Origin of the sequence: Thalassoglobus neptunius (assembly GCF_007859735.1) — a bacterium.
GTDB classification, from domain to species: Bacteria; Planctomycetota; Planctomycetia; order Planctomycetales; family Planctomycetaceae; genus Thalassoglobus; species Thalassoglobus neptunius.
Window position 1 is genome coordinate 908,007 of sequence record NZ_SIHI01000001.1, and the last position, 12,267, is coordinate 920,273.

At 53.1% G+C, this 12,267-nt stretch carries 7 protein-coding genes; all 7 read left to right on the top strand.

Annotated features, from left to right (window positions below; all coding sequences use genetic code 11):
• Nucleotides 1-121 precede the first annotated feature (121 nt).
• The 7 genes from KOR42_RS03740 (at nt 122) to KOR42_RS03770 (ending at nt 12,267) form a co-directional block, all read left to right on the top strand.
• A complete protein-coding gene (locus tag KOR42_RS03740; RefSeq protein WP_146507267.1) occupies nt 122-1,246 on the top strand; it encodes a cysteine desulfurase family protein in 1,125 nt (374 codons plus the stop codon).
• Between the two features lie 417 nt (nt 1,247-1,663).
• A complete protein-coding gene (locus tag KOR42_RS03745; RefSeq protein WP_146507268.1) occupies nt 1,664-2,269 on the top strand; it encodes a riboflavin synthase in 606 nt (201 codons plus the stop codon).
• A gap of 15 nt (nt 2,270-2,284) precedes the next feature.
• Nucleotides 2,285-3,196: a 16S rRNA (adenine(1518)-N(6)/adenine(1519)-N(6))-dimethyltransferase RsmA gene (gene rsmA / locus KOR42_RS03750; RefSeq protein WP_146507269.1), complete on the top strand. Its 912-nt coding sequence runs from the start codon at nt 2,285-2,287 to the stop codon at nt 3,194-3,196.
• Nucleotides 3,197-3,383: 187 nt separating this feature from the next.
• Nucleotides 3,384-4,874 (top strand): IMP dehydrogenase, encoded by a 1,491-nt coding sequence (guaB, locus tag KOR42_RS03755; RefSeq protein ID WP_146507270.1) that lies wholly within the window; start codon nt 3,384-3,386, stop codon nt 4,872-4,874.
• On the top strand, nt 4,861-5,880 hold the full coding sequence (locus KOR42_RS03760; RefSeq protein ID WP_231740618.1) for a hypothetical protein: 1,020 nt from the start codon (nt 4,861-4,863) through the stop codon (nt 5,878-5,880). Before guaB ends, KOR42_RS03760 begins: the two co-directional genes overlap by 14 nt.
• 382 nt (nt 5,881-6,262) lie before the next feature.
• On the top strand, nt 6,263-8,545 hold the full coding sequence (locus tag KOR42_RS03765) for a VWA domain-containing protein (protein WP_231740620.1): 2,283 nt from the start codon (nt 6,263-6,265) through the stop codon (nt 8,543-8,545).
• A 317-nt stretch (nt 8,546-8,862) separates the two neighbouring features.
• Entirely contained in the window at nt 8,863-12,267 is a 3,405-nt protein-coding gene (locus KOR42_RS03770) for a coiled-coil domain-containing protein (RefSeq protein WP_146507273.1), read from the top strand.

A 12,267-nucleotide genomic window follows, 5' to 3' on the forward strand; every position in this document is an offset into this window, starting at 1 on the left:
TGGCAATGTTTCGCTTGGACTTCGTTCAGTTTGCTTGTGCGAAGTCTTGAAGATCGATGCATCGAACGCCTTCGCATCTTTGACGTCCCGAACGTGACGGAAGCTCGAAAACGCTGGTGAAATGATCTACCTGGACAACAATGCGACAACTCCGGTTGCCGAAGAAGTGCTCGAAGAGATGGCACGTGTCTCTCGGGTCGCATACGGAAATCCGGGAAGCCGTCACCTGGCTGGACGGAAGGCGCGGCAGGTCCTCGAAGATTCTCGAGAAGTCATCGCCGAGGTCATTGGCTGCTCTCCCGATGAAGTCGTCTTCACCAGTGGCGGAACGGAATCCTCCAATCTCGCGATTGCTGGCTTAACGGCCGGACGCAAAGGCACGGTCATCTTGCCACCCGCGGAGCACCCAGCGACAGAAGAAGCCGTGAAGCGGCTTTCGAAAACGGGGTCTCGAAAACACCGCCTGCGATTGGATGGGCAAGGTCAGCTCGTCAAGGAATCACTCACCGAAGCTCCGTGGGACGATGCAGTCCTTGCCACTGCACTTTTGGCACACAACGAGACCGGAACCGTTCTCGATCTGCAAGAGATCAGTGAACTCTGCGAACAACATGGTGTTCCATTTCATGTCGACGCCGTTCAAGCTGTCGGAAAGATTCCTGTTTCATTTCGGCGTCTGAAAGCGACGACGATGTCCGTCGCTTCGCATAAATTCTGTGGGCCGCGAGGAATCGGTGCACTCATCGTTCGAGATGGAACTCGCGTCATTCCCCAGTCTCTCGGAGGACATCAGGAACAGGGACGCCGGGCCGGAACGGAAAGTGTCGCACTCGCTGCTGGAATGGCGCGAGCGATGAAACTCTTTCACCAGAACATGGACAATCACGTGGGCCATCTACGATCACTGCGTGATCATTTTCAAGCAGGACTCGCCAGCCGGTGCGCTCCGTTTGTTGTCAACGGTTGTCTCGAACGCCGACTGCCCAACACTTTGCACGCCGCGTTCCCTGGATGCAATGCGGACGCGCTCCTCGTCGCTCTCGATCTGGCCGGGATCTGTTGTTCGCATGGAAGTGCATGCGCCAGCGGGTCTTCGGAACCGGCTCCAATTCTTCTCGCGATGCAGCTTCCGTCAGAGATTTACAGCGCGTCCATTCGGTTTTCCATTGGTCCACAGAATACAATGGAAGAAATCGACGCAGCCGTTCAGATCATCAGCGAGACTGTTCAACGCCTTCGCAGTTGAAGTGAAATTCGTTGAGGATTTCGATGCGGGACTTCTTCTGGCCTCCCGGAACGTCAACTGATCCATCTTTATGGATTGGACAACCGGCGGTCAGGTTGCCATAATTGACAAATGGAACGGTACATAATGGTCATCCAATTCAGCCCGAAGCCAGATTCGCACAATGCGTGTCTCGCTTCGGGCTGAATTGTTTTAAGCTCGGCGAAATGTCGAGACAGCGCGACGGCTCATTTTCAGAGCGTCGTTCAAATGGCTCCCGTTGATTTCACTGAATTCTCAAAGCACGTTTGTCTGACGACTCGTCACATCTCGGCCACAAAAACGAGCCGGATGCTCAAGAGATCGTCCTGATTAGAACTTCACGTCGACGATTGATCTCTCGACAGCCTCGAAACTCGAACTGGAACGCACTCCACGATGTTTACCGGATTGGTCGAAGGAATAGGAACTGTGATCTCAACAGAGCCTGACGGACCGGGAATTGTCCTCTCGATCTCGCCCCAATCGGGAATGGACGATCTTGAGTCAGTTGAGATTGGCGACAGTATTTCCATCAATGGATGCTGCCTGACTGTGATTCAAAATGACGGAGAGAGTTTGTGGTTTCAAGCGGGCTCGGAAACACTTTCGAAAACGAATCTCGGCGAGTTTGAAGTCGGGACGTCAGTCAATTTGGAACGTTCGCTTCGGCCAACAGACCGAATGGGGGGCCACTTCGTTCAGGGGCACATTGATGGAACCGGGATCATTGAAGCGATTGAGACCGAAGGCGAATGGGTCAACATGTGGTTTCGTGTTCCTCAGCAGCTGACCGGCCAGATGGTGGAAAAGGGATCAGTCGCTGTCGACGGGATTTCGCTAACGCTGGTGAATGTGGAAAGCGAACGCTTCAGCATCGCACTCATTCCTCACACTCTGGAAGTGACAACTCTCGGTCGGCGACGTGTTGGAGATCGGGTGAACATCGAAACGGATATCGTTGGAAAGTACATGGAAAAGATGCTGACAGGAGCCGTGAAGTAACGCGGAAACAATGCGATGTCTGATACGGAACGTCAAACACGATCTCACCTCATGCGAAAGTTTCAGGAGCATGGGTTTCATCCCCGTACGCACCTCGGACAGAACTTTCTGATCGACCTGAACATCATCGAATTCGTCGTCCGACACGCGGACTTGAACTCGAACGATCTGGTGCTGGAGATCGGAGCAGGAACGGGCGGGATGACAACCTTCATGGCTCGTGAAGCGGGGCATGTGGTCTCGGTCGAAGTGGACCGTGACATGCATCAACTCGCTTCCGATGCCATCGCGCCGTACGACAACGTCACGCTAATTCGTCAGGATGCACTCAAAAACAAGAATACATTCGCTCCAGAGATCATCGAGGAAATTGAACGTCGGCTACGCGATTCCCCGGAGATGTCCGTCAAACTCGTGGCAAACCTTCCGTACAGCATCGCGACTCCGGTCATTTCCAATCTCGTTGCGACCGAGATTCCCTGGACCAGAATGGTGGTCACCATCCAGTATGAACTCGGACTGCGAATGCAGGCTCGCCCCAAACAATCGCATTACGGAGCCCTTTCGGTCTGGTTGCAATCTCAGTGCGACGTCGAAATGTTGAAGCAACTCGGCCCGACGGTTTTCTGGCCGCGTCCGAAAGTCGACTCCGCGATCATGAAGATCGTCCCGAACGAGAAACGCCGCGAGAAAATCCAGGACAGGGCCTTCTTTCAGGATTTCATCAGAAGGCTGTTCGGCTTTCGCAGAAAGTTTATGAGAAGCGTCCTTGTGGGGATGTATCGAAAGCAGCTGACCAAGCAGGATGTTGACGACTTGCTGACAGAAATGGATTTGCCACTCACGTTGAGAGCGGAACAACTCGACGTTCCCACGCTTGTCGAGTTGGGCAACAAGTTCCAGACGCGACTGGCATCGATGGAATGACCACCGTTTGAGCAACACTGTTCCTCAAACAGCTTCCAACAACCGGCAATGTGGCAGGCTGACGAAAGCCGCCAACAACACAATTCAATTGAGTGGCCCGCATCGACTGAACAGCGTGAGATCCGCCAGTCATGCCCCCACTGCGATGAGATTTCAGCACACCAAGACCAATCAGGAGGACTGATAGATGCACGACCGAATTCTTGAAACCGGAGTGACGTTCGACGACGTTCTGCTCGTCCCTGCTTACAGCGAACTCATGCCCGGCGAAGTGAATGTGTCATCGAAGTTGACTCGCAACATTCAGGTCAGCCTGCCCATCGTTTCCAGTCCCATGGACACCGTCACCGAAAGCGAAATGGCCATCGCTATGGCTCAGGAAGGCGGGATCGGAATCATCCATAAGAATCTCTCGATCGCGCAGCAGGCAATGGAAGTCGACCGCGTTAAGAGAAGCGAAAACGGCGTGATCGTCGACCCGCTGACGTTGCCTCCCACAGCTCGAGTGTCGGAAGCGATTGAAATCATGGACTCCCGGAACATTGGTGGGGTCCCGATCACCGATCCTTCCGGAAAGTTGAAGGGCATTCTGACCCGTCGCGATTTGCGGTTTCTCGATTCCGGAGAAACGCTTGTCGAAGAAGTCATGACAAAAGAGAAGCTGATCACCGCCCGTGAAGACACCAATCTCAAAGATGCTGAGAGAATCTTAAGAGAAAATCGCGTCGAAAAACTCCTTCTCGTCGACGATGACTATCTTCTCAAAGGGCTGATCACGATCAAGGATATCGACAAAAACCTGCGTTTCCCGTGGGCGAACAAGGACCCTCGTGGTCGCCTTCGAGTGGGAGCTGCGGTCGGAGTTCATGACATTGAACGGGCCGAGCAACTGATCAAGTCCGGAGTCGATGTGCTTGTTGTCGACAGTGCCCACGGACACTCCAAAAACGTGATCGAAACCGTCGAGGAAATTAAGCGACGTTGGGGAATTGACGTCATCGCGGGAAACATCGCGACCTACGACGGAGCAAAAGCTCTCCTCGACGCCGGAGCCGATGCAATCAAAGTTGGGATCGGTCCGGGATCAATTTGTACGACGAGAATTATTTCCGGAGTTGGCGTTCCTCAACTTACGGCAGTCGCCAGCGCAGCCAAAGCGGTTCAGGGAACGGACGTTCCGATCATCGCAGACGGCGGAATTCGATACAGCGGCGACATGACCAAAGCTCTTGCAGCAGGCGGCTTTACGGTCATGCTCGGTGGGTTGCTGGCAGGACTCGACGAGAGCCCGGGCGAAATGATTCTCTACCAGGGACGACGCTTCAAACGCTATCGCGGAATGGGTTCTCTCGGAGCGATGGTGAAAGGGAGTAGTGAACGATATCGGCAAAGCCTGACTGAAGATGAAGGCCGCGGAACGCCGAAACTAGTACCAGAAGGTGTCGAGGGGCGCGTTCCGTATAAGGGCCCCCTCACAAGCCTGCTGTATCAACTCGTAGGGGGGCTACGAGCTGGGATGGGATATCTCGGTGTTCGTTCGATTGAAGAGTTACGAACGAAAGCCCAATTCCTTCGAGTGTCAGCGGCAACGGTAAGGGAGAACCATCCGCATGACATTGCCATCACGCAAGAAGCGCCGAACTATACAACCGAGCATTCAACCGGTGACCTCAACTAGTGTGTGTCGCAACCGGGAGACTGACGTTGTTCAGCAACTTTTCATTCTCGGTATGCCCGTTCTTCTCCTCCTGATACTGGGAGGAAACCTGGCCCTTGCCGACTCTCCACTCGATCGCCTCTCGAAGCGATCAGCTGTGAAGAGATGGGAAGAGGTCAAAGAGAACTGGATTCCGGACAAGGCGTCCGAGAGCGGCAGCCAGGAAGATCAGGCGCCTCCCGCTCTTCCGAAACCGGCTCCCGCTGGGGAATACAATCCTCCCACAGTTGCCGACCCTCCGCTCGATCAAGCGGACAGTGGATCGACCGAGACACCCTCGCTGTTTCGTGAGAGCAATCAGTCAAATCGACTTGCGCCCGTTGAAATGAATTCCGATCCACAGGCTGGAGCGGACATTCTCGTTCCCGATCCGTATGCAACGCCTCCGGGGGGCTCGAGCCAGGTCGCTGAATCTTTACCGTTTCCGGAAGCTGTGATCAACACAACAACTCCAGAATCGGCAGTAATGGTGGCCCAGCGGGGAGACTCACTTCCCCTTCCCGATCCATACGCCGGCCAAAAGCTTCCATCATTCCAACGGATTGGCGAGATCCAACCGTTCTACGATTATTCGCCAACCGGTGTGGCCGAAACGAAGTTGTCGGACTTTCAGCCCCTGCCAAGCTCCGGGGATTTCGAGAGAAATTACGGCACGACTCACTACCAGTGGATGGCTTCGAATCTTGCGAGCGACCCGCTCTACTTCGAAGACGTTCAACTCGAACGTTACGGACACACTTACCCATGTGGGTTACAACCGTTCGTCTCTGCTGGAAAATTCGGTGTTCAGTTGATCGGACTGCCTTACCAGATGGCACTCAATCCAGTCTGGGATGAGCATTACGCCCTCGGTTACTACCGACCGGGTGACTGTGCTCCGAAACTCTGCTACCGAATTCCATGGAACAAGAAAGCTGCTGCGACAGCTGCGGGAGTCTATACCGGTTTGATCTTCCTCTTCCCTTGATCGATTCGTAACTGCAACTGAATCTACAGCGGTCCATCGAGAGCGAAGCGACTGGCCGATATTCGCGAACACGTCGGCATCAACCTGACTCAGGTTCCGAGTGCTCGATCGATTGACTTCCGACGCAATTAATATTTAGAAGGCTCTTGTCATCACAAGAGCCTTCTTTCATTTGCATAGAGACGCAGTGGTGTGCGAAAAAAGAACTGCGACAGAGACAAGATTTGTTTCTGAGTAGCTCTTAATCCGGGAATTCGACTACCTTCAACGAGTGAACCATTTTCTCAACAATTTGGTCGCTCGCTACTTCAACATTCCGGGATGGAATGCTGTTGACGGAGGAAGGTATTCATTGAGGTTGGAAGCTTCGTGGAACTGGCAGGTGTGGACAGTCTACCTGGCCGGTTTCGCCGTGATCGTCGGTGCGGCGTGGGTGACTGCTGTCGCGACGCGATCTCTTCCGAAACGTCTTCGTATTCTCAGTTTCGCGAGCAGATTCCTGGTCGGAGTCATGCTCGCTTTGCTCCTCCTGCAAGTTCGTCTCAAAGTTCTGACGTTCGGGAAAGCGACCATTGCAGTCGTGATCGACACGTCGCTGAGCATGCAGAATCGCGACGGAGCTGCCAATCTTTCCAGCCCCGACGCTTCCCGACTGAACGTGTTTGAAGGTGACGTGTCTCGGCTGGAACTTGTGAAGAAGATCTTTGCGGCACCGTCCCAGAACATCTCGGAACGCCTCACAGATCAGTACAACATCGATCTGTTCAGTTTCGACTCCAGTATCCACGGACCGCAGCGAATTTCAGAATCGAGTGAGTTCGATGACAACGTCAACGCATTGACCCCAACCGGTCGGACAACTGACATTCTCGGAGCGCTGAACGCAATTCGAGAGAGTTACCAGGGGCGGCCCCCTGCTGCGGTTCTACTGGTCACCGATGGAAATCAAGTCCCGAAGCTGATCACCGAAACCGGACGGTCAAATTCTGAACAACGATCCATCACCCGATCGGTCATTCGCGACTCGCTCAACGGTTTCTCGTCACCGTTCATTGTGTTGGGAACCGGAAACTCAGAACAAACTGTCGACTTGCGAATTGCATCGGTTGATGCCGAACCGATCGGGTTCGTTGGAGATGTGATCGACATTCGAGTTCAAGTGGAATCCAATCAACAGACAAGCTCCCCTGCAACGATCGAGTTGATTCACGACGGAACAGACGAAGTCGCTGACAGCACCGAATTTCGATTCGATACTGGCCAGACCATGACGACTGTCGATTTGACCATTCCTGACCTGAAAGTCGGGAGAAACACATTTCGCATCGCCATCGTTCCTCAACCTGGCGAAGTCGAAGTCGGAAACAACACGCGGACGGTTTCTGTTTACGGGCGGGAGACTTCGATCAACGTTCTCCTGATCGATTCGCTTCCTCGTTGGGAATTCCGCAGATTGAAGTCAACGCTCGAACGGGACAGGAATATCACTCTTCGAACACTTCTGCTTTCCAGCGACGCTCAATACGTAACCGAAGATCGCACCGCCGTTCTCACGTCCCCGCGGACGCTCGATGAACTCAAAGAGTACGATTCCGTCGTGATTGGAGATCTTGTCGGAGATGATCTTCCGAGTGAATTCTGGATGGCTTTGCCCGAGTATGTTGAGAAGACGGGTGCGGGATTGATTTTCATTCCCGGACGACGCTTGCTGTCTTCCGACTGGGAAACTCTTCCCTATTCGAAGTTGCTCCCAATGACTCCGGCCGGTGTTGCCGTCGAGGAACCCCGGATTCCTGTCATTCCCACACTGACTGCGGAGGGGCGTGCCCAACGCATGCTCCCCCGATCCATCCAAGAGAGTGCGTCCGAACAACTGCCGGCCGTCTATCCTCATTCGATGAACCTGCAAATCCACCCTGCCGCGATTGTGCTGCTTCAGGGAAATAGTGAAACAGCTGAGAGTCAAGGTTTGCCACTCAGCGTTTCGATGAGGTTGGGAAGAGGACAGATTCTTCAACAAGCCTTCGATGATTCGTGGAGGTGGAAATTCCTCATTCAGGGAGAACTCTATCGCCAGTTTTGGTCTCAACTTGTTCGTTACTCGGCAAAGATGAGAATGGCTGAACAACTTCCATCTGTCGAGTTGCTGATCAACCCTGAGCAAGCCTCTACGAATCAACCGATTGATATTCTAGTTCTGGACCGAGGAGGAGAATTTGATGAAAACCGTTTGCCGCAATTGCAGCTGACCCAGGATAAAATGCTAGTTGCCGAACTGTCTCTTCAACCGACTTCTGACATGGACCAACTTTACGCGCACCAGTTCTCCTCACTTGCCCCGGGGACCTATGAAGCAACGATTCTCGCTGATCAGGAGGAAACCTCAGCCCTGAAGCGACCATTTCGTGTCAGTCCCTACGATGCCGAAGCGAGTTCGCAAGCCATGGACCGTTCGTTTCTTGAGGAGTTGGCCGCTGTGAGTGGAGGAAGTTTTCAGACTCCCGATGAACTCGAAGAATTAATCCAGAGGCTTCCAGAGGGTCCAGATCGAAGCACCGCACAAACGACGATTCTTCCACTATGGAACCGATGGGAAATTCTGTGCCTCGCGATCCTCGGTCTTACCGTTGACTGGGTCATTCGCCGCCGCTTTGGACTCAATTGACCGGGATTTCGCGGCCCCTGAATTGAGATCTGTGAACCGACTCTGAACACGCCTCGGTCCTTTCATCTCCTTCATTTCTCCCCGCTGCCACGAATCACTGCTACAATATCGTCGAGACTTCCCATGCTGACTTTCCGGAGTGTTTTCATGCCGATGTTCAGTTGAACGAGATCGTTCCGCTTTAGGTCACAATAGTTACGTCATAATAGAAAACGCTCTGCTTCCGGTTCAGGATTTCATCGATTTCAACCCACCTTTCACAACATCCTCTGGAGCAGATTCGTCGACGGCTTTGGTCGCTTTACGTCGTCGATCATGTGCTGCGCTCCCTGACGGCACTTATCGTGGGATGGGGATTTCTGGGTGTGGTTGACTGGTGGATTCAACCCGAATCTCCCGTGCTTCGGTCTCTTCTTTCGTTTGCCTTCTGGGCGTGGCTCCTGGGATGCGCCTATTGGCTGATTCGCAGATTGATGCAAACTCGCATCTCAACGATCGACACGGCACTGACCATCGAAGCAGTAACTCCTCGACTTGCTGGCAAGCTGGCGCCTCCAATTGCGTTTGAGGAGTCCGCGCTCGAACTCAAAAACCATTTGGACTGGAAACAGCAGATTCAAAAAGACGTTGGGGCTCTGCAAATCGAAGCAGCAGCAATTCCACTGAGAACATGGCCGCTTGTCTGTGCGTCGTTGGTGATGGTGTTTTCCCTGATCAGCCTCGGTGTTCTTTACGCCGACCGAATTCAAATTGCCAGTGAGAGGCTGAGTCATCCCGGTTCGCAAACAATCTGGCCGAAAACGACACGTTTTCAGATTTTCGACAAGCAGAACAAACCGATCATCACCGGAGCGACGATCTCTGTTGATGAAGCTGATGTCGCCCTCTTTCGAATCATCGACCTGATCGGCGAACTGCCGGAAGACGTATGGGTTGAAACGCTTCGCGGAAGTTCTCGGCACAATCGGTTTCGGCCTCGCGAAGTTGAAGCTGGCGAAACGGACCAGCGTCGTCAAGAACTTGAATTTTCCCTCTTCCCGTCGTCCACCAAAACGACTCAGTTTCGGGTCGTCGGAGGAGACGACCTTTCTTCCGCGTGGACAACGGTCAAATGGCGATCGCGACCGAGACTCGTCGATTCCGTTTGTCACATCACCAGCCCTGATTATCTCGAAACTCCCGATCAGGAACTACGACATTGGGCCGGTCCAATTGATGTCGTCGCCGGTTCGACACTGCAGATGACATTTACGTTTGACCAACCTCTTGAGAGCTTTCTGATCCGTGACCGTTCAGACAGATCCGTTGTCCAAAAAGAGGTCGTCGGCGGGACGAATGTTGTCAGTTTCGACTGGCAGGTCCCGTCTCAATTTGTGGGACTGCTGTCGCTTGAACTGTTGGCGCAAGCCGTCATTCCGGATCAAACCGTTTCCTACGATGCGTCTCCGTTTCTGGCCCGCACGATTACGTTGAACTCAGTCGGTGACCTCGCTCCAGTGGTGACGATCGTTCATCCCAGACGAGATCTGACGTTGACTCCTCAAGCGTCATTCGAGTTACAAATGACAGCCAACGATGACTTTGGCCTTCGCAGCCTCGAAGGACTCATTGAAGGCAGCGCATCGAGAGTCCTCCCAGGAGAACTGACCAACGAAGGGCGCTACGGAGAAGTGAAAGCAATTCTGTCGGTCAGCGACCTCGATCTTCACCCCGGTGATGTGATCACGCTGAGATGCCGAGCTTCAGATGCCCGGCCCGATTCGACACCTTCCGTTTCCGATCCAATTCAGGTCTTCATCGTCTCTGAAGATGAAATGCGGCAGCAACTTTCAGCCGAGTTAACGAAAGTGACGCGGACCATTATTTCATTATCGACCTTGCAGCCCACTCTTCGAACTCGTCTCGAACCGTTGTTGGCCTCCTTTGAGAATGGGGAAAAACTTCGTTCTGAAGAGACGAACGAACTCATCTCGTTGATTGCCCAGCAGGAACTTTTGACAGATCGTCTCGCAGCCGAAGTCCTCACCAATGGGTTAGAGTCGATTCACGATCGAATCATTCAGAACAAGATCGGTCAATGTCCGCTGACGAACGCAGTCGTCATGGCCATCGAGACGCTCAGCCCACTCATGGACAGCACTCTCATTGACCTGCAAGTCCGACTCGATTTGATCCGTCAGGAAACTCGCTCGCGGTCGAGTCTTCCTCTTCTGTCTCATGAATTGCCCGCAGTCCGAGATCACCTGTCGGAAATCGTTCACGATCAAAACACGATCGAAAGAGCCCTTCGAGAAGCGTTGATCAACCTCGAATCGTGGGTCGATTCCAAGGAAAGTTTGGAACAGTGGCGGCAGATCATCGCGAAGCTGAGAACGCTGATGGAAGACTTGCGAGAACTCGGCGCCAGCACACTCGGACTTCCTGCAGGTGACGTCTCCCCAAGCCAACGAGCACACCTCATCCGACTCGCCGATCGTCATTTGGAACTTGGCGAATCTCTCGAAACCTTCGCACGCCAACGGACCATCGGCAGTTCCCCGAACCGAAATTTAGGTCAGATCCCGGACGGTGATCAGATTCTCAGGCTGAACCCACAGGAGAGAATGGCCAGCATTCGCGAGTTTATTCTCGACAACAATATTGTCACAGCGATGGATCAGGACAACGAATTGCTCGACCTCCTGTTGTCGCTCACGAACACTGAAGCCATTCGAATGCAACTCACAGACAGTGAACTTCTCACAGCTGTGACCGACTTGAAGCATGATCTCGACGCGATTCATTCACAGCGAACACAACTCGCTGAGCGATGGCGAAGTTTTCTTCTCGGGAAGAATCGACTTACTGAATCCGAACGACAACTTGAACAGCAACTCAACGACATCATTCAACGTGCCGAGGAACTTGATCTTCTACAGTTACGAGAACTCCTCTCAGAAGTCAGCTCGCTTCAAAGAGAACTTCGAAACTCACTGGATGAGAGGGCGCATTCTGAAGTTCAACAGAGCCTCGACGATCTCGCATCCAAGATGGAACAAAGCGTTGAGGCCCTGAATCGAATTCAGAAGGAACTGAACCTGCAGGAACAGAAGAATCGCTTGCGAGCGTTATGCCTCAACGCGGGTCAACTCGCCAAGCTCCAACAGGAAATTCGTTCGTCACTTCCGGCTCCGAGTTCGAACCACAACTTAAGCCGTGCGGCGAAACGACACTTTGTCGAGCAATCCGAGTCCGAATTCGAACTTCGCAACGAACTAAATTCCCTCAGTCTTCAAGCGGAGGAATTTGCGGTTCTCAAACAACTTCTCACCTCGCTCGCAAGTGAAGCCACAATCACTGCTTCGCGACTTCGAAATTTTCAACATGACGATCATGACTCACTCACGTTGAAGTGGATCGAATCAACGCTCGATACGATTTCTCAAATGTCGCCCGCAGACGTGTCGCCTCGAAACTCTGAGAACAACTCTCAACGAGACTCGTCGGAGGAGATGACAGGTTGGTCAATCGAACTTGTGGCCCAGTTGCAGGAGCAGCTTCATCGGGACACGCAAGACTGGGTGAACAGCGGGATTCTCTCGCGTGACGAGAACGATCCCAACTTCGACAGCGGTGCGGGCACTCGTCAGCAATTGTTAGACACCATTGGCAAACGACAAACCGAAATCGCGAAGCTTCTCGAGTCGATGCTCATTGATCAGTTGGAAACAGAAAACAAGTAA

What these genes read in the sequence shown, in the direction of transcription:
- KOR42_RS03740 (WP_146507267.1), top strand. Translation starts at nt 122, where the DNA reads ATGATCTACCTGGACAACAATGCGACAACTCCGGTTGCCGAAGAAGTG.
- KOR42_RS03745 (WP_146507268.1), top strand. Translation starts at nt 1,664, where the DNA reads ATGTTTACCGGATTGGTCGAAGGAATAGGAACTGTGATCTCAACAGAG.
- rsmA (WP_146507269.1), top strand. Translation starts at nt 2,285, where the DNA reads ATGTCTGATACGGAACGTCAAACACGATCTCACCTCATGCGAAAGTTT.
- guaB (WP_146507270.1), top strand. Translation starts at nt 3,384, where the DNA reads ATGCACGACCGAATTCTTGAAACCGGAGTGACGTTCGACGACGTTCTG.